General features: G+C 55.3%; 16 protein-coding genes, 2 tRNA genes and 1 other RNA gene. 16 read left to right on the forward strand and 3 right to left on the reverse strand.

The genetic code is table 11. The features are described from left to right. Positions 1–59: 59 nt before the first annotated feature. The 4 genes from KW808_RS01335 (at position 60) to tgt (ending at position 4,331) form a co-directional block, all read left to right on the forward strand. Positions 60–150: transfer RNA gene (locus KW808_RS01335), tRNA-Ser, on the forward strand. Between the two features lie 89 nt (positions 151–239). Continuing rightward, positions 240–575 (forward strand): hypothetical protein, encoded by a 336-nt coding sequence (locus KW808_RS01340; RefSeq protein ID WP_230622879.1) that lies wholly within the window; start codon positions 240–242, stop codon positions 573–575. Positions 576–657: 82 nt separating this feature from the next. After that, entirely contained in the window at positions 658–3,063 is a 2,406-nt protein-coding gene (locus tag KW808_RS01345) for an MMPL family transporter (RefSeq protein WP_499652449.1), read from the forward strand. Between the two features lie 11 nt (positions 3,064–3,074). Beyond that, positions 3,075–4,331: a tRNA guanosine(34) transglycosylase Tgt gene (gene tgt, locus KW808_RS01350; RefSeq protein ID WP_034983471.1), complete on the forward strand. Its 1,257-nt coding sequence runs from the start codon at positions 3,075–3,077 to the stop codon at positions 4,329–4,331. Here tgt and KW808_RS01355 read toward each other — a convergent pair. Then, positions 4,310–5,062, reverse strand: coding sequence for a queuosine precursor transporter (locus tag KW808_RS01355; protein WP_003863385.1), 753 nt, complete (start codon positions 5,060–5,062; stop codon positions 4,310–4,312). The two genes, tgt and KW808_RS01355, sit on opposite strands and share 22 nt — an antisense overlap. A 121-nt stretch (positions 5,063–5,183) precedes the next feature. Between KW808_RS01355 and KW808_RS01360 the strand changes: the two genes are divergently transcribed. From KW808_RS01360 to gluQRS, 3 genes are read left to right on the forward strand one after another with little or no spacing between them, the layout of a single operon-like run. Beyond that, positions 5,184–6,266 carry a DUF1611 domain-containing protein gene (locus KW808_RS01360; RefSeq protein ID WP_003863384.1) on the forward strand — a complete coding sequence of 361 codons (1,083 nt, stop codon included), beginning with the start codon at positions 5,184–5,186 and terminating at the stop codon, positions 6,264–6,266. Further along, positions 6,259–7,698 (forward strand): ABC transporter transmembrane domain-containing protein, encoded by a 1,440-nt coding sequence (locus KW808_RS01365; RefSeq protein ID WP_231640531.1) that lies wholly within the window; start codon positions 6,259–6,261, stop codon positions 7,696–7,698. Before KW808_RS01360 ends, KW808_RS01365 begins: the two co-directional genes overlap by 8 nt. A gap of 9 nt (positions 7,699–7,707) precedes the next feature. Further along, positions 7,708–8,589 carry a tRNA glutamyl-Q(34) synthetase GluQRS gene (gluQRS, locus tag KW808_RS01370; RefSeq protein ID WP_040072452.1) on the forward strand — a complete coding sequence of 294 codons (882 nt, stop codon included), beginning with the start codon at positions 7,708–7,710 and terminating at the stop codon, positions 8,587–8,589. On the opposite strand, the gene KW808_RS01375 is transcribed toward gluQRS, so the two are convergent. Both KW808_RS01375 and KW808_RS01380 read right to left on the reverse strand, forming a co-directional pair. After that, a complete protein-coding gene (locus tag KW808_RS01375; RefSeq protein ID WP_003863381.1) occupies positions 8,583–9,575 on the reverse strand; it encodes an intradiol ring-cleavage dioxygenase in 993 nt (330 codons plus the stop codon). The genes gluQRS and KW808_RS01375 overlap by 7 nt on opposite strands. 832 nt (positions 9,576–10,407) lie before the next feature. Beyond that, positions 10,408–10,492, reverse strand: a tRNA-Ser gene (locus tag KW808_RS01380). Between the two features lie 121 nt (positions 10,493–10,613). Here KW808_RS01380 and ffs point away from each other — a divergent pair. The 9 genes from ffs (at position 10,614) to KW808_RS01425 (ending at position 23,997) form a co-directional block, all read left to right on the forward strand. After that, an RNA gene (ffs, locus tag KW808_RS01385) (signal recognition particle sRNA small type) lies at positions 10,614–10,708 on the forward strand. A gap of 92 nt (positions 10,709–10,800) precedes the next feature. Further along, positions 10,801–12,081: an aspartate aminotransferase type Ic gene (locus KW808_RS01390; RefSeq protein ID WP_003863380.1), complete on the forward strand. Its 1,281-nt coding sequence runs from the start codon at positions 10,801–10,803 to the stop codon at positions 12,079–12,081. A 1-nt stretch (position 12,082) separates the two neighbouring features. Then, the gene (locus KW808_RS01395) at positions 12,083–12,715 is read left to right on the forward strand and encodes a suppressor of fused domain protein (RefSeq protein WP_003863379.1); all 633 of its coding nucleotides are present in this window, start codon (positions 12,083–12,085) and stop codon (positions 12,713–12,715) included. Between the two features lie 18 nt (positions 12,716–12,733). Then, the gene (locus KW808_RS01400) at positions 12,734–15,061 is read left to right on the forward strand and encodes a DNA polymerase III subunit gamma and tau (RefSeq protein WP_034983475.1); all 2,328 of its coding nucleotides are present in this window, start codon (positions 12,734–12,736) and stop codon (positions 15,059–15,061) included. Between the two features lie 108 nt (positions 15,062–15,169). Beyond that, positions 15,170–15,481 carry a YbaB/EbfC family nucleoid-associated protein gene (locus KW808_RS01405; RefSeq protein WP_003863377.1) on the forward strand — a complete coding sequence of 104 codons (312 nt, stop codon included), beginning with the start codon at positions 15,170–15,172 and terminating at the stop codon, positions 15,479–15,481. Positions 15,482–15,584: 103 nt separating this feature from the next. After that, positions 15,585–16,241: a recombination mediator RecR gene (locus KW808_RS01410; RefSeq protein ID WP_003863376.1), complete on the forward strand. Its 657-nt coding sequence runs from the start codon at positions 15,585–15,587 to the stop codon at positions 16,239–16,241. Between the two features lie 820 nt (positions 16,242–17,061). Further along, positions 17,062–17,982 carry an alpha/beta hydrolase gene (locus tag KW808_RS01415; RefSeq protein WP_230622882.1) on the forward strand — a complete coding sequence of 307 codons (921 nt, stop codon included), beginning with the start codon at positions 17,062–17,064 and terminating at the stop codon, positions 17,980–17,982. A gap of 601 nt (positions 17,983–18,583) precedes the next feature. Continuing rightward, entirely contained in the window at positions 18,584–22,549 is a 3,966-nt protein-coding gene (locus KW808_RS01420) for a Pls/PosA family non-ribosomal peptide synthetase (protein WP_003863374.1), read from the forward strand. Further along, on the forward strand, positions 22,546–23,997 hold the full coding sequence (locus KW808_RS01425) for a heparan-alpha-glucosaminide N-acetyltransferase domain-containing protein (protein ID WP_003863372.1): 1,452 nt from the start codon (positions 22,546–22,548) through the stop codon (positions 23,995–23,997). Before KW808_RS01420 ends, KW808_RS01425 begins: the two co-directional genes overlap by 4 nt. The last annotated feature ends 75 nt before the right edge of the window (positions 23,998–24,072 follow it).

A 24,072-nucleotide genomic window follows, 5' to 3' on the forward strand; every position in this document is an offset into this window, starting at 1 on the left:
GATTAGAAGCCGAACTCTGGATTTGTTTGGCGCGCAACCATTCCGATAGACTAATCGGCGGTGGCGTGTCCGAGCGGCCGAAGGTGTTCGCCTCGAAAGCGAATGTTGGGTAATCCCCAACCGGGGGTTCAAATCCCCCCGCCACCGCCAAAGTAAGAACCGGTTCTCAGGTACTGCTGAGAACCGGTTCTTCGCATTCTTGACCAATAAGTATCGATGAATTGCTCTACTCTGTGGTCATGAACCTTGCACTTTTCTTTGCGACCGCTGTGACCGCTTTGGTCGGCGTTTCTTTGTTACGAAAACAATCCACAGAGGAGCGGGTGTTTCCGTGGTTTTGGGTGTTCTTTCCGTTGACGCTCATGTCGATTTCCGGAATTTTCATGAAGCTTGAGTTACGGACTTCCTTCGATTTTGGATGGACAATGTATGAGCCGTCCATTTACTCAAGTGAGTTCCAGCCAGATTTTTTCGATCTTTATAACGCCACCACAATTTCGATGATCATTTATATTGTCACTTTGATTGTTGGCGTGATTGGTTCTGTGATCGCGTGGAAGAAGCGTCGGATCTAGGAGATTTTCTCGGATTCACAGCAACCGCAGGTAAGTTAGTGGGGCGTTAAAAAATAGCTCATTCAAGAGGAGAAGCAACCCCGTGGCGAAATTGCTATTCAGGTTGGGGCGATGGTCCTATAATCGCAAGTGGATTGTGATTTCGGCATGGCTACTTATTTTGGCCATTGTTGGTGGTCTGGCCCTGACGATGCAGAAGGGGTTCAGTAACTCTTTCACTATTGAAGACACCCCTTCGATTGATGCCACTGTTTCTCTGGTTGAAAATTTCCCTGATCAGACGAACCCGGTGACGGCCGCCGGAGTTAACGTGGTTTTCCAATCCCCGGAAGGAACCACGCTTGATGATCCTTCGATGATGACTGCGATGGATGCAGTCGTTGATTACATTGAGGACAATTTGCCTGATTTTGGTGGGGGAGAGCGTTTCGGCAACCCAGTTGAGGTGTCTCCTGCTCTGAAAGAAATGGTCATCGAGCAGATGACCAGCATGGGGCTTCCGGAGGAAACAGCTGCAAAGGATGCTGCCAACCTGGCGGTGTTGAGCGAAGACAAAACCATTGGCTACACCTCTTTCAACATTGATGTTTCGGCCGCAGAATATGTGGAGCAAAAACACCGCGATGTGATCAACGAAGCAATGCAGATCGGTGAAGATTTAGGTGTCCGGGTGGAAGCCGGTGGACCTGCTTTCGGTGATCCAATTCAGATTGAAACCACCAGTGAGATCATCGGTATTGGCATCGCGTTCATCGTGTTGATTTTCACCTTCGGTTCTTTGATTGCTGCAGGCTTGCCTTTGATTACCGCGGTGATCGGCGTGGGCATCGGTGCGCTGGCCATCGTGCTGGCCACGGCGTTTACTGATCTCAACAATGTGACTCCAGTGCTCGCAGTGATGATTGGTCTGGCTGTGGGCATCGACTACGCGCTGTTCATTTTGTCTAGGTACCGTGCGGAGTATAAGCGCATGCCACGTGCCGATGCTGCCGGAATGGCGGTGGGTACGGCTGGTAGTGCGGTGGTGTTTGCTGGCGCAACGGTGATTATCGCGCTGGTGGCCCTCATCATTGCGGATATCGGATTCCTCACGGCCATGGGTATTTCTGCGGCGTTTACGGTGTTCGTGGCTGTGCTCATTGCGTTGACGTTTATCCCGGCGCTGTTGGGTGTGTTTGGTGGTCATGCGTTCAAGGGCAAGATCCCTGGAATTGGTGGAAACCCAACGCCAAAGCAGACGTGGGAGCAAGCGCTTAATCGTCGTTCCAAGGGTCGCTCATGGGTCAAGCTTGTACAGAAAGCACCGGGTCTTGTGGTGGCAGTGGTGGTCTTGGGTCTTGGTGCCTTGACCATTCCTGCAATGAACCTGCAGTTGTCACTGCCTTCTGACTCCACCTCTAATATTGATACCACTCAGCGTCAGTCGGCTGATTTGATGGCAGAGGGCTTTGGCGCGGGCGTTAATGCGCCGTTCTTGGTCATCGTCGATACGCATGAGGTCAATGCTGATTCCACAGCTTTGCAGCCCCTCATTGAGGCACAGGAGCCTGAAGAGGGCGAGTTTGATCGGGAGCAGGCGGCTCGTTTTGCTACCTATATGTATGTCACCCAGACCTACAATTCCAACATCGATGTGAAGAATGCGCAGATCATCAGCGTCAATGATGATTTCACTGCGGCGCAGATTCTCGTGACTCCATACACCGGACCTGCGGATAAAGAGACCCCTGAGTTGATGCACGTGCTGCGTGCGCAGGAAGCTCAGATTGAGGATGTTACGGGAACTGAACTGGGTACCACTGGGTTCACGGCGGTTCAGTTGGACATTACTGAGCAGCTGGAAGACGCAATGCCGGTTTACCTCGCTGTGGTTGTTGGTTTGGCTATTTTCCTCCTCATTCTGGTGTTCCGTTCCCTGCTTGTTCCGCTGGTTGCTGGCCTTGGCTTCTTGTTGTCTGTGGGTGCGGCCTTCGGTGCGACTGTGCTGTTCTGGCAGGAGGGCTTCGGTGGATTTGTGAACACTCCAGGTCCGCTGATTTCCTTCATGCCGATCTTCCTCATCGGCGTGACCTTCGGTTTGGCCATGGATTATCAGGTGTTCCTGGTGACTCGCATGCGCGAGCACTACACCCACCACGGTGGCAAGGGACAGCCTGGTTCCAAGTACTCCCCAGTTGAGCAGTCAGTTATTGAAGGCTTCACGCAGGGGTCCCGTGTGGTCACAGCAGCAGCACTGATCATGATTGCTGTGTTCGTGGCGTTTATTGATCAGCCACTGCCGTTTATTAAGATCTTCGGTTTCGCATTGGGTGCGGGCGTATTCTTTGACGCCTTCTTCATCCGCATGGGTCTGGTCCCGGCATCGATGTTCCTGATGGGCAAGGCAACGTGGTGGATGCCTAAGTGGCTGGATCGAATTCTGCCAAGTTTGGACATTGAAGGCACCGCCCTGGAGAAGGAATGGGAGGAGAAGCAGGCTGCACGTTAGACTTGGCACCTATGTCAGATCTTTCATTCACCCTCAACAACAAGCTTGCCGATGACGCCCCCGGCAAGCATGGTCGTACAGGTGTAATCCACACACCTCACGGTGATATTGCCACCCCTGCTTTCATTCCTGTGGCTACCAAAGCCACGGTGAAAACCCTTACCCCTGAGCAGATTCGGGAGACCGGCGCACAGGCTATTTTGTCCAACGCCTACCACCTGTATCTGCAGCCTGGCCCAGACATCGTGGATGAGGCTGGCGGTGTGTCTGCCTTTGAGAACTGGCACGGCCCCACCTACACCGACTCCGGAGGATTCCAGGTCATGAGCCTGGGCTCCGGCTTTAAAAAGGTGCTGGCCATGGACACCACCAACTTGACGCGCAACGATATCAAGGCGGCTAAAAAAGAGCGCATGGCGCTTGTCGACGAAGACGGCGTGGATTTCAAATCTGTTATCGATGGCTCAAAGCACCGATTCACCCCAGAAGTCTCCATGCAGATTCAGCACCAATTGGGCGCAGACATCATCTTTGCTTTTGATGAACTGACCACCTTGGTTGATACCTATGACTACCAGGTGGAATCTGTGGAACGTACCCGCAGGTGGGCACAGCGCTGCCTCCTGGAGCATGAACGTTTGACTCAGGAACGTGTGGATAAACCACTTCAATCCCTATGGGGAGTGGTGCAGGGGGCGCAGTTCGAGGATTTGCGTCGACAAGCAGTAAAAGGCCTGTTGGACCTGGATCGCCAGGCCGCCGACGAAGGCCGTCGCGGCTTCGGCGGTTTCGGCATCGGTGGCGCCCTAGAGAAGGAAAACCTGGGCACCATCGTGGGCTGGGTGTGCGATGAGCTGCCCGAGGACAAGCCACGTCACCTGCTGGGCATTTCCGAGCCGGACGATCTGTTCGTGGCTGTCGAAGCCGGTGCGGACACCTTTGACTGCGTGGCGCCGACTCGTTTGGGTCGACGCGGCGGTGTCTACACGCTTGATGGACGCATGAATTTGACCGGTGCGCGTTTCAAGCGTGACTTCAAGGGAATCGATGAGGAAGTCGGCGGATACGCCAGCGAGAACTACTCCCGCGCGTACATTCATCACCTGCTCAAAGCGAAGGAATTTTTGGCCGGCACGCTGTGCACCATGCACAATCTGTACTTCATGATCACCTTGGTGGATAAGATTCGTGCCAGCATCGATGATGGCACGTACTACGAATTCAAGGAAGAATTCTTAGGCCGGTACTACGCGTCGAAGGTTTCATAACCTTCGCGGCGTTTCACCCACCTAATGACTGCGTAGGTGATGGGCATGAGGATGACCTCTAGAAGGGTTTTCCACACGAAGCCCACCACAACGTAGTTGATGAAATCCGGGGCGGTGGCAATACCGATCACTGGCGCTGCGATGGCGCAAAACAGCAGGGTATCGACAAATTCTCCGACAACGGTGGAGCCAATCAGGCGCGCCCACAGGGACTTTTCACCCGTGCGCTTTTTGATAGCCACCAGAACTTTGGCGTTGAGCAGCTGCCCCACAATATAGCCCGCCAGTGATGCCACGATGATCTGTGGAACAAGGCCGAGCGTTGCTTCGAAAGCTTCTTGGCCTTCCCAGAAACTTGCGCCAGGCAGCCAGATGGAAATGTAGAAAGACAGCGCCGCGAGCATCGTGATGCCAAAACCAGTAAGAATGGCACGACGAGTGGATTTGAAGCCGTAACATTCGGCTAGAACATCGCCCAACACATATGAGATGGGGAAGAGGAAGAACGCACCGTCTGTCACCAACGGGCCGATTTCTACGCCCTTGGTTGCGGTGATATTTGAAATTAGAAAGACTGCAACAAACAGCGCCAGCAAAATGGGGTACAAGCTTGGCTGAATGTGAATGAACGTGGAGTTTCCGGACGCAACGGGGGTTTTCTTGGCTGCGCCCTGCCCAGGTTGAGGCTGGGTTTCTGGGGTGTGTGATTGATTTTGCACGTCCACAACCATAGCCAGAAAACGTGGATGAAAAAACTCTCATGTTGGTTTCATCGTGGTTTCATGAGGCGGGATTTAACTAGAGATTGTTAGCCAATCGGCCAGACACTTCCTCCTAGAAAGGTCCCTCCTCATGACCATTGCTCTTGAACACCCAGTACTGCACTCCACGGCGATCGCGTTGCCTGCTCGTTTTCAGGCGAGCTATACGACGCGTTTGGTGGCGGTGGGCGTCGATAAGCGTCCTTCTGATTTTTGGTTGGAAACAGCCGGCACGCCGCAGGCGGGCGATGTGGTGATTGCGCGGGTGACGGCGATTAATAATCACAAGCGGGTGGAGACGCCGGAGTCGCGCAAGGCCATTTTGTTTGAGGGTGCGTTGGTGATGTTGGCGTATGGACACCGGTATGCGGCGGATCAGTTTTTAGCGCATGTACCGGAGGATTTGGGGCCATGCCATTTGGTGGCGGCTGGTGGCATCGCGGGAACGGTGACGGCGCTGCACGATCGGGTGGATGAACCCACAGAGATTGAACCGTTGGGATTGCTCACCAATGCGCGCGGAACGGTGAATGTGCGCGACTTTGCGGCTTTTGATAATCCTTTGAAAGTGGAGGCTCCCAACAAGCGTGCGCAGGTGATCGCGGTGCTGGGAACGTCGATGAACTCTGGAAAATCCACCACGCTTGCCTGCTTGGTCAATGGTTTGGCTGCGGCGGGGCAGAAGGTGGCGGCTGGAAAGATCACGGGCACTGGTGCTGGAAATGACCGCATGATTTATCACGATGCTGGTGCTCACAGCGTTATTGATTTCACCGACTTTGGCTACCCAACCACGTTCAAGCTGAATTTCGCGGAGATTCGTGCGCTGAGCGTCAACATGATTAATGTGCTGGCTGATTCTGGTGCCGATACCGTGATCGTGGAAATCGCGGACGGAATTTATCAGGGCGAAACCTCGCGGCTGTTGCGCGATCAAGTGTTCCAGGAGAGCGTGGATCATGTGGTGTTCTCCGCTGTTGATGCCTTGGGCGCGAAGGCCGGTGTGCAGGAGCTGCAGGCGGCGGGGCTTCATGTGGCTGCGGCCTCGGGAGTGATGACGGCTTCGCCGCTGGCCACCGTGGAAGCCGCCACTGTGCTTGAAGTTCCAGTGGTGCCCACTTTTGATCTCACCAACCCGGAGATCGTCACAGCGGTGCTAACGGATCATGCCTAGGTTATGGCGTGCTCGTCGCAGACTTTTGCTCATTGCCCTAGGTGTACTTGGTGTGCTGCAGGCACTGCTGGCGATCATGGTGTCGTTGAGCGTAGCCGCCATACTTGAGGGAAACCGAGCACTTGTTGGATTGCTGCTTGCTACCACGTTGGGTTTGGGGGTGGCGCAGTGGATTCAAAAAGTAGTGGCAGAAGATCTAGGCCAGCATTATGTGCATGAGGTGCGTCGTGAATTGGTGGGTGCTGCGCTGGTGCCTGGAAATACGGCCTCGTTGGGCGTGACTGTCACCCGAGCCAGCAATGATCTCACCGCGGTGCGCAATTGGGTGGCTTTGGGCATTGTTCCGATGGTCACCGGGCTGCCGTTGATTGCGATTGTGCTGGTGGCGTTGTTTATCCAAGATCTCCGCACAGGAATAGCGGTGGCTGTGCCACTGCTCATGTGTGTAGCCGTGCTGCCGGTGGTGGCGCGGTGGACTTTGAAAAGAGCACGTGAACTACGCAAAAAACGTGGACGCATGGCTGCGCGGATCGCAGATTCTGTCATGGCTGGAGAATTACTGCACGCAACAGGAGCAATAGACCGTGAGCTCAATGCAGTCACCCGAGATTCCGACCGAGTGGTGATAGCTGCTGTAAGACGTTCCTGGGCCACCGGTTTTAGCCGCGCATTGATGGCCATGGCAGCCTCGCTTGGCACTGTCAGCATTGTGATTTCTGGCCACCTGGAAGTAAGTGAGGTTGCGGGAATAATGATGCTTCTTGGCGTTCTTGCCACTCCAGTTGCAGAACTTGGCCGCGTGGTGGAATATCGCCAAAATTATAAAGCCGCGACACGCATCCTGATTCCACTTCTGCAACGAGGCTCAGAATTTAAACACTCCCAACAAAAACTACCCGGGTTGCAAGCAACAGAAGGAATCCCCGGTGTCTATGTCAAAGGTATTTCCGCCCTTCCTGGAGAACGGATCTACCTCCACGGCTCTGCAGATGCGACGAGAAAATGGGTCACCTCGTTGTCTGCAATGGAGGAAGGCACAGATGCAATAGTCAACGGTCAAAGGCTTTCGCAGCTTCCTTTGAAACAACGACGCGCCCTCATCGGAATCGCCTCAGCACACCACCACTTAAGCCGTGGTTCAGTATCGCGCCTGGTTGGTTTGCGAGTGCCGGATGCCACCGTGGAAGAAATTGAGCAAGCACTGGAACAAGTTGGTCTGAACAACACCGGGAAACAACGCTTGAAAAACGGCGGACACCCCTGGAGTACTTCGCAGATCAACAAACTGAAAATTGCCAGCGCCACCCTTCGAACCCCACCGCTTTTGGTACTTGAAGGCATCACCCCTGAAAACCTCCTCAACTATCCCGGAGTGATCATCTCCACCGTTCAGGAGAACCCATCCGAAACATGGCGGCAAGTGAACATCTAATCTAGAAACATGGCAGGACGATACGCACCATCACCAAGCGGCGACCTTCACTTTGGCAACCTCCGCACAGCACTGCTGGCCTGGCTGTTTGCCAGGTCCGAAGGAAAAAAATTCCTCATGCGGGTCGAAGACATCGATGAACAACGCTCATCCAAGGAATCCGCCGAAAGCCAACTCGCAGACCTATCCGCCCTGGGTCTCGACTGGGATGGCGACGTCCTCTACCAATCCACACGCTACGACGCCTACCGCGCAGCCCTTGAAAAACTAGACACCTACGAATGTTATTGCTCGCGCCGGGACATCCAAGAAGCCTCGCGGGCACCCCATGTGGCTCCGGGAGTGTATCCGGGAACGTGTAGGGAATTGAAGGAGGAGGAACGCGTCGAAAAGCGTGCAACCTTGGCTGCGCAAAACCGGCACCCCGCCATCCGCCTGCGCGCGCAGGTGACCTCGTTTGATTTTTATGATCGACTTCGTGGCCCACAAACCGGCCCCGTGGATGATTTCATTCTGCTCCGCGGCGGGCAGGAACCCGGATGGGCGTACAACTTAGCTGTCGTCGTCGATGACGCGTTTCAAGGCGTTGACCAGGTAGTACGCGGCGACGACCTACTTGATTCCGCCGCCCGCCAAGCCTACCTCGGCTCGCTGCTGGGCACCCCCGCGCCCGAATACATCCACGTGCCACTCGTGCTCAACGCCCACGGCCAGCGCCTCGCCAAACGCGACGGGGCAGTTACGCTTAAAGAAATGCTTATCGACGCCCCCCTCCACACCATTTTCTCCCGCCTCGCATCATCGCTCGGCTACGAAGGGGTAAATTCCGCACCCCAATTGTTGGAAATCTTCGATCCCACAACCCTCAGCCGGGAGCCGTTTATCTACTGAGCATTCTGAGGTGGAGCCATGCCATCTGGAGGGGTCATGCCACCTGGTCCTCCTTGTCCACCGGGGCCTCCCTGGCCTCCACTTGGCATGTTCATCGACTGATCCTGCTCAGTGGTTGGATCAATCGGCACATCAATCGAGGCAATGAAACCGCTGGTTGCATCGCCCGTAAGGTTAGCCATCTGCTGATCCCAACCATCGGAAAAGACATTGTCTGTATCCAGAGAAATGTCATTCAAGTTGGTCAAGGAATCTCCGTACACATCAAGTGCATACACAGATGCTGCAGAAGCCTCATCGAGCGCAATCTGCGACGTCAAAATGTTGTTCGTGGAATCCGTGATGCTGTCTCGATCAGGGAAAACCTCAAAGTGAATGTGCACCCAACGACCCGCGTAGCAACCTGGGAAGATGGTATCGAAAGTGACCTGACCATACTTATCGGTGATCTGCACACCACGAAGGTAAGTCTCCTCCAGCAGCTCATCGTCATACATCGAGTAACGACCCGGCGCATCACAGTGCCAAATGTAAACCGCAGCACCCTCCATCGGCTGATTGTTGTTGTTCATATCCAAAATGGTCATGGTCAACGTCAGTGGCACACCCTCTGCCACCGTGTCAGAATCAATCGACTTGGTGATGTCCTGGCGCTCCACACCGGAGACCTCCAAAACGTCCGGACCATTTGAACCATCGCCCGGGTACGGACCAGCAGTCTCCGACTTCATCTCAGTCAAAGTCTCAGCCGCTGCACTGGTGGTTGCAGCTGCGCTGCTGGACGCGCTTGAGGTGCTCGATGCCGCGGAAGAACCAGAAGGTGAACAAGCAGCAAGTGCCACACCTGCTCCACCAACACCGATGAATCCCAAAACCTTCCTGCGGGAGAAAACGGTTCCCAGGTCAAATCCCAAACCCTGATCTTCCAAGTCCTCGGATTGATTAGGGAGGACCCTGCCTTCAAATTGACGCAACTGCTCAGCCATGGCTTTTCTAGCCTTTCATGTTCGGACGTTTACGCTGATAGAGACATGCTAAGAAAAGATTCTGAATGGTTCCTGAATGCTTACTGGGTAGATTTTTCTAGATTTTTGCCAATTGACCTCTTGGCTGTATGGGGTTGTGGGAATTTCTGTACGTAAGGCGCGTGTCCTGCCATTTGAGTGGGGAAGTTCCGAGGTTGTGCTGGTTTGGCATAATGGAGCTTTGTTTCTCAAGTCACTATTTAATTTAGTTGGGGCGATTTAACGGGTCGAATGCTCGAGGAGGGTATTTGTATGGGTGCTGTGATGTTGGTAGCTCAGGAGCGATTCTGAAGGGTCACTTTCGAATCCTTCAATTGGGAATTTTGGGCTAGATTCGGCGGGGCTGCATATCTAGGCCAAACGGCGGTTGGGATTTGGGTCCTTGGTTCCAAACTGCAGTATTGGCGCGTGAATGTGTTCGTTTAAGGCCAAGCGAGGGGTGGGAAATCGGCAGTCTTGGTTCGAAACGAACACGGCCTGGGCGAATCGCTACTTCTGGGGCTGTACTTATCGATCATCCCGACTACTGGACGAGAATTACCGGCGATGGGGCAAACCAAGTGGCCGAAGAGCCCCTAACTGAGAGATTCTCGGTCATATGGGACGGTTTCCAGACCTCAAAACCATCCCATATGACCGACGGCAGTGAAATTCGGCGTTCATTGGTCACCTGGTTTGGGCTTGCAGGGACTCACCAGAGAAAAGCACACATTTTGTCCCTTAACCACCAAAGAGAATCCCCAATACATGAAAAAACCAGCTTCCCACCGAAGTGAGAAGCTGGTTTGGTTTGCGGAGGATAGGGGATTTGAACCCCTGAGGGATTGCTCCCAACCCGCGTTCCAGGCGAGCGACATAGGCCGCTAGTCGAATCCTCCAGCTAGAACGGCTGCAACACATGGCTGCTTTGTTCTGGGGATTAGATTACACAAAAGTCGTTTAGAAACTCAAATCCGCTCGCAGTTGGCGTTTTCTGGGGCGGTTCAGCTAGAGTTATGCGAAGGATCCCGTGCGGCGTTTATCTTGTGAACTCCCCCAGGGCAGGAATGCAGCAAGGGTCAGCGAGCTCTGACGGGTGCGCGGGGTCCCCTAAAACGTCTAGAGTAGTGGCTTGAGGTCACTACTCTTTTTTTGTGCCCTTTTTTTGGTCCGTCTATTTTGCCACCACATGCGGAGGTACGCAGTTATGAGTTCAGTTTCGCTGCAGGATTTTGATGCAGAGCGAATTGGTCTGTTCCACGAGGACATTAAACGCAAGTTTGATGAGCTCAAGTCAAAAAATCTGAAGCTGGATCTTACTCGCGGTAAGCCTTCGTCGGAGCAGTTGGATTTCGCTGATGAGCTGTTGGCGTTGCCTGGTAAGGGCGATTTCAAGGCTGCGGATGGTACTGATGTCCGTAACTATGGCGGGCTGGATGGCATTGTTGATATTCGTCAGATTTGGGCGGATTTGCTGGGTGTTCCTGTGGAGCAGGTCTTGGCGGGGGATGCTTCGAGCTTGAACATCATGTTTGATGTGATCAGCTGGTCGTACATTTTCGGTAACAATGATTCGGTTCAGCCTTGGTCGAAGGAAGAGACCGTTAAGTGGATTTGCCCTGTTCCGGGCTATGATCGCCATTTCTCCATCACGGAGCGTTTCGGCTTTGAGATGATTTCTGTGCCAATGAATGAAGACGGCCCTGATATGGATGCTGTTGAGGAATTGGTGAAGGATCCTCAGGTTAAGGGCATGTGGGTTGTGCCGGTATTTTCTAACCCGACTGGTTTCACGGTGTCGGAGGACGTCGCAAAGCGTCTGAGCACGATGGAAACTGCGGCGCCGGACTTCCGCGTGGTGTGGGATAACGCTTACGCCGTTCATACGTTGACTGATGAGTTCCCTGAGGTCATCGACATCGTTGGGCTTGGTGAGGCGGCGGGTAACCCGAACCGTTTCTGGGCGTTCACTTCTACTTCGAAGATCACTCTCGCGGGTGCGGGCGTGTCCTTCTTCATGACTTCTGCGAAGAACCGTAAGTGGTACTCCGGTCATGCGGGTATCCGTGGCATTGGCCCTAACAAGGTCAATCAGTTGGCTCATGCGCGTTACTTTGGCGATGCTGAGGGAGTGCGCGCGGTGATGCGTAAGCATGCTGCGTCGTTGGCTCCGAAGTTCAACAAGGTTCTGGAGATTCTGGATTCTCGCCTTGCTGAGTACGGTGTCGCGCAGTGGACTGTCCCTGCGGGCGGCTACTTCATTTCCCTTGATGTGGTTCCTGGTACGGCGTCTCGCGTGGCTGAGTTGGCTAAGGAAGCCGGCATCGCGTTGACGGGTGCGGGTTCGTCCTTCCCATTGCATCAGGATCCAGAGAACAAAAATCTCCGTTTGGCGCCTTCTCTGCCTCCTGTTGAGGAACTTGAGGTTGCCATGGATGGCGTGGCTACGTGTGTTTTGCTGGCAGCTGCGGAGCACTACGCTAGCTAGAGTGAATACCGCGGAAACTGCACATTGGATTAACCGTTTGCTGCCGGGTCAGCCGGAGTTTCACCAGGTTGGCGCGTTTAAAGTGGCGGGTTACACGCTTGATGATGAGTCAATTGCGTGTTCCGTCGACTTCGGGCGCGTCAACACGGGCCTGGTCACCGAGACAGGCGCGGAAACCGTCGATGTGCGAAGTGAGATTTTGAGCCTGGCCAGGGCCGACGTGTCCGTGCCTGGGCGCGCCGTCGGCGCTGCTGCAACAATGCTTCTCGACGCCTCTCTCTCCTTCAAATCCGCCCCCGATTCCAGTGTCACTCCCATGCATGCCCAACCAGGTCAGATCCTGCCTGGTGTGGGTATCATGGCGAATCTTCCCCAAGAGGGTTTTTCTGTGGTGCACGGAATTTTGGCGGATCCCCGCATTTGGGGCCCGGAGATTCCGTATGTTCGTGAAGAAGCAGGTCAAGTAAATGTGGAAGCACCCGACGAGGCTGGCGATCTAGCCCGATTGACGTTGCCTCTGCAGTTGATCCTGCTCACGGAGGAAGAGTTTGCCATCGCTCTCAACGAGGGCAGCGACGTCATGTTCGAACGAATGGCGGAGCAAGAAGTCGATCTTCTGGATCTGAAACGTTAAGACGGTAGGCTCAATTCCGTGGCTTTGTATAGCAAGTATCGACCGGCAAGTTTTGGTGAACTAGTTGGGCAGTCGCAAGTGACTGACCCTCTGTCCGCAGCTTTGGATAGCGGGCGCATCAACCATGCGTACCTTTTTTCGGGTCCGCGTGGTTGTGGCAAGACGTCGTCGGCACGCATCCTTGCCCGGTCCCTCAACTGCGTGGAAGGCCCAACTTCCACGCCGTGTGGGGTGTGTAATTCTTGCGTAGCGCTGGCCCCGGGTGGCCCTGGAACCCTTGATGTCACTGAGCTCGACGCCGCCAGTAACAATGGTGTCGATGACATGCGTGAACTGCGCGAACGCGCGAACTACGCCCCGGCGGAATCTCGCTACCGCGTGTTCATCATCGACGAAGCCCACATGATCAGTACCCAAGGCTTCAACGCCTTGCTGAAAATCGTTGAAGAGCCACCAGCGCACCTGATTTTCATCTTCGCCACCACCGAGCCGGACAAAATGATCGGTACGATCCGTTCCCGCACGCACAATTACCCGTTCCGCCTGCTCACCCCAGGCGATATGCGCAAAGTGCTGAAAAATGCGGTCGATGGCGAAGGCGTCCACGTCGACGATTCCGTCTACCCACTGGTCATCCGCGCCGGCGGCGGCAGCCCCCGCGACAGCCTCTCCATCCTCGACCAGCTCATCGCCGGCTCGGGCCCAGAGGGCTTGACCTATGAGCGCGCCTTGCCGCTGCTCGGTGTCACAAGCTTCACGCTTATCGACGATTCGATCCATGCCCTTGCATCTAAAGACAACGCAAGCATGTTCACCACGATCGATAACGTCATCGAAGAAGGCCTCGAACCGCGACGTTTCACCATCGACCTCCTCGACCGCCTCCGCGACTTGATGGTCCTCCAAGCCGTCCCAGAAGCACTAAACCTCGGGCTTGTCGACGCCCCCACCGACCGCGCCGACGCCCTCATCGAACAATCCACCCTGTTCAAAGGCAACGAGCTCGCCAACCTGGCCTCCATGGTGAACTCCGGACTCGACGACATGCGTGGTGCCACCTCACCGCGCCTCCTTCTGGAAATCCTCTGCGCCCGACTGCTCCTGGCAAGCAATACCGTGGCAGGTCCAGCGGTCAGTAGTTCGACTGACGCTGCGCCTGCAGCTACTCCGGGTGGTCTCACTGGTATTGCTGCTGCCCGCGCGAAAGCACGGGAGTATGGACAGAAGAAGGCGGCTCCAGCTCCTGCACCAACGCCTGCGCCCGAGCCAGTGCGCGAACAGTCTCTTGCACCAACGCCTGAACCAACGCCAGCGGCTGAACCTGCACCTCAGCCCGCGCCGGAACCGGAACCCGCCAGGGAACCAGTGGTGGAAGTGCGGGAGGCGAGCGTCGAAAAGCAGCCTGCAAGCAGTGATCCCCTCGAAACCATTCGAAGCCGCTGGTCAGAGCTGCGAAACATTGTGGAAAAACAAAGTGTGCGCACCTCAATCATGCTGACCGAAGCGCGAGTTTTGGGACTGCGAGGCGATACCCTCGTGCTCGGGCACAGCACCGGGGCGTTGGCTGCGCGTTTGAACGCTGCTGATCACAACGGAATTTTGGTCAAGGTGTTGGCTGAGGAAACTGGTCTGCAGCTCAAGGTCGAATGCATTGTGGGCACGAACCCAGCCGAAGCTGGATTTACCGCCCAGCCTGCTGTGCAAAAGAGCACGTGGAACCCCAACTACGACTCCAAACCAGCCACTCCAAGTGCGCCTGCGCAGCCTCAGACGCCTAAGCAAGAATCCGTGCCCACCGAGCCAGAGGAGCCTGAGAGTTCGGCTGAAACTTCGGGATGGGGGCAACCGGTAAAAATCGGTGGGCCAGCACCTGAGGCACAGACTCCAACGCCTCCGCCTGCTCCGGTGGTTCCGGCTACTCCTGCTGCTCCGGCTGCGGGTTCTGCGAAACCAGCGTGGAAGGAACGCGTCGAACAAGCCGCGGCAAATGCAGCGCAACAACGTCAGCATCGCCAGGGCAGCTCCGAGCCCTTCGAGCGGGGTGTTCCGCTGCCACCAGAACCTGACCTGCCACCGGACCCCTATGGATACCCAGCTGACGAGGGTTTCCCCGACCGCGGCCAAGGACTCCAGCAACAGCCAGCGCCTCCCGTTGAGCAACCAGCTCCTGAGCCTGCGACGGAGCCAGTTCCAGCAGTTGCGCCTGAGCCGGAGGTCAGCCAGCTATCTGAAGAAGAGCAGCTGATCCGCGAAGCAGACGAAGAGCCAGGTGAAATGGATCGTCGTGATGCGAAAACCATCGCGATGGAACTGCTTGCTCAGGAACTCGGCGCGAAACCTTTGTAAGACTCGTTTGTAAGCCGAGAGCGAACCTGCCAAAAGTAAGGGGCGGGTTCGCGATGACGTCGGTAGGATCGAGCGAAGAAACCAACAAACTTCTTAGGAGCCATTCTCATGACCCAGCCAGATATGTCCCAGATCCTCGCCCAAGCTCAGCAGATGCAGGCTCAACTACAGGCCGCTCAGCAGGAAATCCTGGCAACCACCGTTGTCGGAAATGCAGGAAACGGCCTGGTTACCGTCACTATGGCCGGCAACGGCGAGGTCTCCGCGGTGACCGTTGACCCAAAGGTTGTTGACCCTGAAGATGTCGAAACCTTGCAGGACCTCCTGCTTGGCGCATTCAAGGACGCTCACAACAAGGTTGCAAACGTTGCTGAAGAGAAGATGGGCCCACTATCCCAGGACATGGGTGGCCTCTTCTAATTAGTTGCTAAACGCAGGGCCGGGTTCTCGATGAACCCGGCTTTTGTCATGTATGCGATACTGTTCCTTGTCCAATTTTTAGTCCAGATAGGTAGTGTAAGACGTGTTTGAAGGCCCACTCCAGGATCTCATCGACGAACTTTCTCGTCTCCCCGGCGTCGGCCCCAAAAGCGCCCAACGCATCGCATTTCACCTGCTCAACGTAGATCCTACCGATATCACCCGCCTTCAGGAAGCCCTCGGAGGCGTGCGTGATGGCGTCCAATTCTGCCGCATCTGCTGCAACATTTCCCGCGAAGAAGTCTGTCGCATCTGCTCCGACTCCGGACGTGACGGCGGAACAATCTGTGTCGTCGAAGAACCAAAAGACATCCAAGTTATCGAGCGCACCGGCGAATTCTCCGGCCGCTACCACGTCCTCGGCGGCGCCCTCGACCCGCTGGCCAACATCGGCCCCCGCGAACTCAACATTTCCACGCTCCTGCAGCGCATCGGCGGCGTCCTGCCAGACCGTGAGCTCGCGGATTCCACTCCTGAAAATAAGCTTTTCGACGCCACCCCCACCGTCCGCGAAGTCATCCTCGCAACAGACCCCAACACCGAAGGCGAAGCCACCGCCTCATACCTCGGCCGCCTCCTCAAAGACTTCCCAGATCTGGTAATTTCCCGCCTCGCATCCGGAATGCCACTAGGCGGCGACCTCGAATTCGTCGACGAACTCACTCTCTCCCGAGCATTGAGCGGCCGCCTGCAGATCTAGTTTTTCTGTTTTCTGGTTTGCTGGGGGTGTTTCGCTGTTTCGCGGGTGTGCGAAAGTGGGCGGGTTTCTGCCTGGAACGGTCGGTTTGGTGAGGGAAGTTTGCCTAGTTATGTACGCGGGTGATCCAAACAAGGCGGGCTTCCTCCCGGAATGGACGGTTTGATGGGGGAGTTCGCCCTGTTGTGCACGGGGTGTACGAAACAGGGCAGGCTTCGGCCGGATGCGGTCAGTTTGATGGGATAGTTTGCCTTGTTTTGGCCGGGCGAACTTAACAGGGCGAGCTTCGTCGCGGAGCAGTCGGATCGACGAGGTAGTTCGCCTTATTGCACACGGGGTACAAAACAGGGCAGGCTTCGGCTCAGAACGGACGGTTTGAATGGGGAAGTCCGACCTGTTGTGTTCGGACCATAAGAAATACCCGAGTTTCCTCAAACTAGAAAACCCGGAAGATGGAAAACTGAGCCAGCAGTTCGGCGCGGTGACCGTTGACGGAAGTTAAGTCCAGAATCGCAGGGACTCTTTTGTATTGATGGCTAGTCTCCGGTGGTGGATCGTGGTGGTGCACTTGCCGATCCGAGATAGTCGAATCGAAGGAAAACCCACGGTAGCTTCGATATGTAAGGAGAAACTCTCCGCCCTCTGCACCTCCAGATCAACGAACTACTCCAGAGCAGGAAAGCCATGTCTATTGGAGATCTAGATGTGAAATGCCGTGGAATAGCAACCGTGCTAAATTTGAAGGTATTTTTCTGTGTGGATTGGGGAAGAAAAGTTGAGGCGACCGAAGAGATCTGTCCGAACTCTTTCCGTCCTGGTCATTGTGACCGTTCTGGCATTGGTTGCGCTGGTGATCCCATTTGTCGTCTCTGAAGACGACGGTTTTGATTCCGCGGCTGACTGTACTGCTTACGGAATCCCAGCTGGTGATCCTCTGGCGACTGCTGATCCGGTGATGCATTCAACTTCGAGTGGTCTCTTTAGCATTTTCAGCAAGGATGAAGAGGAGACGTCGTGGTACACCAACCCTTGGGACACAGAAGATTACGTTGAGGCTGAGGGGGTGGCTCTGGGGCGGTCGTTCGGTGAATGGCATGACCGCAGCAATTACCATCTGTTTACCCGGGGAGTCGATTTTACTGAGCCGGTGGGTTTGCTTGTTCGCTTGCATGGGGACGGAGCTGAGGAGTATCTGTCCCCAGAGGGATTGAGCGCCTGTCTGGCTCTTGTGGCTGAAACCTACAATATGATCACGCTGGTACCCCGTACACCAGACGAGCGTTCAATGACCTGGTGGAGGAATTTGGAAGAGAATGTTGACTGGTTGAATTCACTCGTGGCACAGATCAGTGCAGAGTATGGCTTGGACGCTGAGTCGGTGTGGTGGATGGGATATTCCGGTGGGGCAGAGTTAATTAGCTACGGTCTCATTCCATACAGCGCAGAGTCTGTCACCGGTGGCGCGATCCTCCTCGGCGGTGGGGGAGCGCCGGAACGAAACCGACTGGATGTTGCCGCTTCACTGCGTGAGCGGATGCCCTTGTACTGGGTAACCGGGCAACGTGATGACGGTACTGACCCTGCGGAACCCTTCAATGCTATTGAAGCAGCAACTGAGGGGGCGCAGTGGTATCGAAATCATGGATTTGCCCGTGTGCATACGGATTTCCCGGCCGAATACGATCATTTCACGTTGCCACACGCGGCGATCCTTCAAGAAGTTTTGTTAACTGAAATAAAGTAGAAAGAATGCTGATATTCTTCTGATCTTAACTCAGTGATTAGATAAGTTCGGGGGGAACAGATTATTTGACCTGAAAAGCGAAAAAACGACCCGAAAATGAGCGGGATTTCGGGGTGGATTAGCTTTCCTGCTGGATAGCAGTACTTTCAGAAGATTTTGTGGCCCTTTAATTCGGGTTCCTGGGTTGGGTGGGAACCTTAGATTTAGGGTAAAGCGGACTATTTCTGCAGCTGAAGCCTAGTGTTGATGGATTTGAGGGCGATAAAGTATTGCTCAAGTCTTGCCGGTAGCAATACTGCTGGCAGGTGTTACTCGCTTCATTAGATAATCCAAATACGGTCTGGGATCCTTGTGAGAGCTTGGCCGTTGGAAGGTTCAACATTATGAATAGATTCAGTAGTCCTATATCGCGACATCGCAGAGTCTATACGTTGCCAGCACAGCTTAATTATTACAGCATACTAATGTCACAAGCATTCGCAACTTTTCCTGTTGGATGTTCAATTACCCAGGGTGACCGGGCAGGGAACTCCTACCAAAGTGCTCCTCGTGGCCTCGGATTCCGACAAAACGCTCTGGTTGCGATCGCGGCGAGGGAATCATGAGCACTCAGGACCATCCGAAGTATGCGGTCTATGGCGTGGAGGCTCCTCCGCCGGAGTGCACTCTGATTGACATTGTTGATGCCACCGTTGCAATGTACCCGGAAGTTCGTGGACTGGAAGGCACCAACGGCACCTTAACCTACTCAGAGCTACGTGACACGATTGAGGTGGAGGTGAGCAGGCTCCGCTCCGCAGGGGTTGGGCGTGGAGATCGAGTAGGAATCCGGGTCCCCTCCGGAACTGTCGATCTTTACGTCGCAATTTTGGCCACCCTCTACGCCGGTGCAGCTTATGTACCTGTGGACTGGGATGAATCTGATTCCAGAGCTCAGACGGTGTGGGAGGAAGCGGATGTCGCGGTAGTCTACGGTCTAAGCCTTAGCATCGATGTCCGCCGTCATGAACCTAACACTGATCACAGTCGTGCCACCCTAGATGATGATGCCTGGATAATCTTCACATCTGGAACCACAGGTAAGCCAAAAGGTGTCGCCATCACGCACCGCTCCGCTGCTGCGTTAGTCGAATCGGAACGGCTGCTTTACCTGGTTGATGCACCGCTGGGACCACAAGACCGAGTCATGGGAGGACTCTCGGTAGCCTTCGATGCCTCTTGTGAAGAAATGTGGCTCGCCTGGCGTAACGGCTCCACACTGGTGGCGGCTCCGCGTGATCTTGTGCGCTCCGGAGAAGAACTAGGACAGTGGATTGTCGATGAGAAAATCACCGCGGTGTCTACCGTGCCAACACTCGCGGCGATGTGGGATCCCGATTCCCTCACCGCGGTTCGACTACTGATCTTTGGGGGGGAGGCATGCCCGCTCCCATTGATCGAAAAGCTCTTCGTGCCAGGTAGAGAACTGTGGAACACCTACGGGCCAACCGAGACCACAGTGATCGTCAGCGGTCAGCTGATGACTCCGGAACCGCCGGTGCGGATCGGTCGTCCCATCGTTGGCTGGGAACTCGCGGTGGTCAATGAGGACGGCATTCCGGTGAACTGGGGTGAAACGGGTGAGCTGGTTGTCGGAGGTATTGGCCTCGGCCGCTATCTCGATGAAGAGAAGGACCGGGAATCCTACAGGGCTCTGCCAGCCTTAGGGTGGAACCGTTCCTATCACACCGGCGACCTGGTAAAAGCCGAGCCAGAGGGGCTCATCTTCGCTGGACGGGTCGACGACCAGATCAAGATCGGTGGTCGGCGTCTGGAGCTGGGCGAGGTGGATGGCTACCTTAACGACATCCCTGGTGTCGATGCTGCCGCAGCTGCGGTGCGCACCACCGAGTCCGGTAACGATGTGCTGGTGGGATATCTTTCTGGTGCAGATCCAGATGCAATCGACCTGCAGCAGGCCCGTAAGTTAGTCGCAGAGAAGATGCCCAAAGGTGTTGTTCCTTTATTGTGCGTTCTCGATGAGCTACCCATGAAGACCTCCGGCAAGGTGGACCGCAAAGCCCTGCCTTGGCCTTTGGCTACCCAACAGGACACTGGTGGGCTTCCGGAGCGTTACGCTGCCCTCGGTGAACTTTGGGTAGAGCAGCTTGGTCCGGTGTCGCTGACCTCAGACTCCAACTTCTTCGAACTCGGCGGTGGTTCTGTCGCAGTGGCTCGATTGGCTGCCCGTATCCGCGAGACCCACCCCGGGGCGGAGATCGGTGAGCTTTACCAGAATCCTTTCCTGGGAAGGATGTCGCACTACCTGGAGAGCCTGGTGTCGGATTCTGAGGAACGACCGATGCCAAAGCGTATCCCGCGGATAGGAGTTCTGTTCCAGGGCTTTTGGGTGTTATTCCTCTACCTGATTAATGCGCTGCGCTACGTCACTGGCGTCCTAATTGTGGTGTGGCTCTTGGAACGGTTCTTCGATGCAGGCTGGGTTCCTGGAATCTCCGGATTCCCGCTGTTGATTGCCTGGCTGGTGCTGTATTCATTGCCTGGCAAGGTGATGATTACGGCTCTGATCACTCGTCCGCTGACATTCCGGATGAAGGCGGGTCGTTACCGGCGCGGCGGATGGACGCACCTGAGGCTATGGGCGTCGCAACGCACTCTGACTTTCATGCAGTTGGAGAACCTGAACGGCACACCCCTCGCGCCGATGATGCACCGTCTTTTGGGAACGAAAGTGGGACGGAATACCAGCCTCTCCCATTCTCCTTCGGTCACTGGACTGCTGACCATCGAGAAAGGAGCGACGGTCGAGTTTGAAGCGGATCTGGAAGGGTACTGGATTGATGGTGACACTCTAATTGTGGACACCATCACGATCGGAGAAAATGTACGTGTCGGTGCACGCAGCATCATCCAACCTGGGGTGCGAATCGCACCGGGGGCGGAGATCCTGCCAGGCACCAACGTGGACCGTGACATCGAGGGCCCTGAAACGTGGAGTGGCTCTCCGATGACCTATCAAGGGCCAGCAGGTGAAACCTGGCCTGCGACCACCCCAAGCAACACCCGGGAAACTCCGGTGATGGGTAGGCTTCGTTCTGGACTGACTTACGGTGGTGGTCTGCTGGTGCTTCGAATACTTCAGGTGGCGGCGCTAGTTCCGGGGTTCATGCTGGTTTTCCCATTTGTCTCCCGTCTAGAGTTCTATGAACTGGTGTTCCCAATCCTGATAGTGTGGGTGCCTGTTTTCACTATTCTCATGGTGTTCACCTGGCTTCTGGGCGTGGTGATAGTTATTCGGATACTGTCTGTGTTCATTCGGCCTGGATATTTCCCACAGCGCAGTTTTACCGGATTTGCGGTTTGGCTCACGCACACCCTGATGCAGCGCACGCTGATTTCCACGTATCCAATCTATGCTTCCAGTTTCACTCCGCTGTGGTTCCGCTTGCTAGGCGCCCGGGTAGGCAAAGACGTTGAGATCTCCACTGTGGAGACGATCCCGCACCTAACCTGGATCCGAAGTGGCAGTTTTCTGGCTGACCATGCGCTGGCTAATTCCACACGGATGTGTCGGGGCTGGTTGCATGTTGGCACAACAGTGATTGGTGAAGGCAGCTTCGTCGGTAATTCAGCAATTGTTGGCCCGGACCGTGATGTGTCCGACGGAGCCTTGATGGCGGTGCTGTCCACGGCACCGTACCATCCGGAAGCTGGAAGCTCGTGGTTGGGACGACATCCGATGCAGATCACCCGGCAACGAGTCAAGGGCGAGGACAGCCTGACATATAAGCCGCCATTTCAGAGGAAGGTGCTGCGGGCGGGGGTTGAACTCTGCCGAATTATCCCAGCGATGATCAGTAACTGGATGGATCTACTGAGTGTGTACATCCTCACCTCCATCTACATGTACTACTGGCTGGGTGGGGAGACTCAACTTGATTCTCTGATGTTCGCGTCTTTGTGGTCGTGGCCGGTGCTGGTGGCTTCAGGATCTCTTGCCGCGTTGGTTGCGCTGATCGCTAAATGGCTGCTCGTAGGCAGATTCCGGGAACGTAGCGTGCCGCTGTTCAGTTCACTGGTGTGGCGCGGGGAGCTCGCTGATGTCTTCATCGAGTCCCTCGCAATTCCTGGATTCGTCCGGATGAGTCTGGGCACTCCGATGCTCAATCTGTGGCACCGCTGTCTGGGCGTGAAGATCGGTCGGAGCGTGTGGTGTGAGACCTGGTGGCTTCCAGAATTTGATCTCATCAGAATCTCAGACCTCGCTTCCGTCAACCGTGGCACTGTGCTGCAGACCCATCTTTTTCATGACCGCGTCATGTCCATGGAACCCGTCGTCTTGGAGGATGGTGCGACGTTGGGGCCCAACAGTTTTGTTCTTCCGGGTGCTGTGATCGGGGAGTGCACGACAGTGAGGACGGGGTCATTGGTGCAACGTCAGGAAGCCCTCCCTGATAACAGTGAGTGGGCAGGTAACCCCGTGCGTTATCTCGGCAGCACATCCAGTAACGCCGGTAGAGCAGAAACCGGGCAGGAAACCCTAGTTATGGAAGGTGAAGATCAATGACGAGCCATTTGGAAGAGAAACAGGTGCGAGTCCTGGAAGGAGACCTTCCGGTAGATGTTCGACCTCATTCTGGCTGGAGTGAAGAACGTTCGGTATGGACTGGTCATGGCGATGAAGCCCAGCCGATCAAGTTCGGCACCACCGCAGTGGGTACCTATCGGGCGGAGGAAGAATACGGTGCCGAACGGCAGTGGAGCAAGGGGAGGATCATTGGTATCAATGTTGCACGTGGTTTGGCCCTGTTCGGAATGTTTTCGGTGCACACCCTCGATCCATGGAATGAGGAGGCCGAGCGAGTCACCGTCCTGTGGATGATGACCGCAGGAAATGCCGCAGCCTTGTTCGCGGTGTTGGCAGGGGTGGGAATTGCGCTGTCCACCGGTGGATCCAAGGGGCTACGCCCGGAGCGTCGGATCAATGCTCGTGTGCAGCTCTTCGTCCGCGCACTGCTGATTCTCTTCATCGGTTTGTTGTCTAATCTTTGGCTGGATCCTCCAGTGTTCAATATCTTGCCGTACTACGCGGTACTTTTTCTGCTGGCCAGTCTTTTCCTTGGAGTTCGTAAACGAACTCTCTGCACCTGGGCATTACTAATCATGCTTGCTGGGCCGATCGCACAGTACTTCGTGCGGTCAGCGGAGCCGTATGAACGCATTCTCAGCCCTGTACCTGCGGATTTAATCTCCAATCCCGCAGATGTGTTGGGAACTTTGTTGTTCACCGGAACTTATCCGGTAACGACCTGGTCCGCCTACATGCTTGTGGGGTTGGCTCTTGGACGGATGCAATTGAACCGGATTCAGGTGCAACTGGGGTTGTTTGGCTTCGGCGCGTTTGCTGCAGTATCTGGCTGGCTGATGTCTCGTATGGCGGTTAATTTCCTGGGCGGATATGAGGGCATGCTCTACTCTGAGGTGCGGATTACTCAAGAAATGGTGGAGGCTTTCCTAACAGAAGGACCTGGTGAGGATCTGCCGACTTCCTCATTCTGGTGGCTTACTGTCGCGGGGCCGCACACCAACACCTTTTTCTCGCTGCTGTTGAGTACCGGTGTGGCGGTGTCGGTTCTCGGCGCAACTTTGCTGATATGCCGAGTCTTCCCGAGATTGTTGTGGCCTCTGGCTGCAGCTGGTTCTATGACCTTGACGCTCTATGTCTGTCACATGGCTTTTCTGCACTTCTATGCGATCGGTGATTATTCCACAGATCAGGAGCTCAACTTGGCACTGGCGATCCAGATTTTGGGAGTGCTGATTATTTCTGGTCTGTGGAGCTTGCTTTTCCGTCGTGGACCTCTGGAATGGCTGGTGGGTGAGCTCAGTAAGAGGATTGCGGATCCGCGGAGAAAGTCAGCTGAAACTGGTGGTGCCCTGAAGTCTGGTTCAAGGGGTATGACGGGAAGTGGCTGGTGGCGTCACCGGGCAGTAAGTGGCAGACACAGAATGTAGCTCCTCCGGTTACTGCGGGGTGGGACGGGAAGCTAGGCCACCCGGAAGACTAACTCACCTTGTGGCAACAAAGAG

Origin of the sequence: [Brevibacterium] flavum (assembly GCF_019317305.1) — a bacterium.
GTDB classification, from domain to species: domain Bacteria; phylum Actinomycetota; class Actinomycetes; order Mycobacteriales; family Mycobacteriaceae; genus Corynebacterium; species Corynebacterium glutamicum.

Bases quoted from the DNA above. Each gene is read 5' to 3' on its own strand.
- KW808_RS01340 (WP_230622879.1), top strand. From the start codon at position 240: ATGAACCTTGCACTTTTCTTTGCGACCGCTGTGACCGCTTTGGTCGGC.
- tgt (WP_034983471.1), top strand. From the start codon at position 3,075: ATGTCAGATCTTTCATTCACCCTCAACAACAAGCTTGCCGATGACGCC.
- KW808_RS01355 (WP_003863385.1), bottom strand. From the start codon at position 5,062: ATGGTTGTGGACGTGCAAAATCAATCACACACCCCAGAAACCCAGCCT.
- KW808_RS01360 (WP_003863384.1), top strand. From the start codon at position 5,184: ATGACCATTGCTCTTGAACACCCAGTACTGCACTCCACGGCGATCGCG.
- KW808_RS01365 (WP_231640531.1), top strand. From the start codon at position 6,259: ATGCCTAGGTTATGGCGTGCTCGTCGCAGACTTTTGCTCATTGCCCTA.
- gluQRS (WP_040072452.1), top strand. From the start codon at position 7,708: ATGGCAGGACGATACGCACCATCACCAAGCGGCGACCTTCACTTTGGC.
- KW808_RS01375 (WP_003863381.1), bottom strand. From the start codon at position 9,575: ATGGCTGAGCAGTTGCGTCAATTTGAAGGCAGGGTCCTCCCTAATCAA.
- KW808_RS01390 (WP_003863380.1), top strand. From the start codon at position 10,801: ATGAGTTCAGTTTCGCTGCAGGATTTTGATGCAGAGCGAATTGGTCTG.
- KW808_RS01405 (WP_003863377.1), top strand. From the start codon at position 15,170: ATGACCCAGCCAGATATGTCCCAGATCCTCGCCCAAGCTCAGCAGATG.
- KW808_RS01420 (WP_003863374.1), top strand. From the start codon at position 18,584: ATGAGCACTCAGGACCATCCGAAGTATGCGGTCTATGGCGTGGAGGCT.
- KW808_RS01425 (WP_003863372.1), top strand. From the start codon at position 22,546: ATGACGAGCCATTTGGAAGAGAAACAGGTGCGAGTCCTGGAAGGAGAC.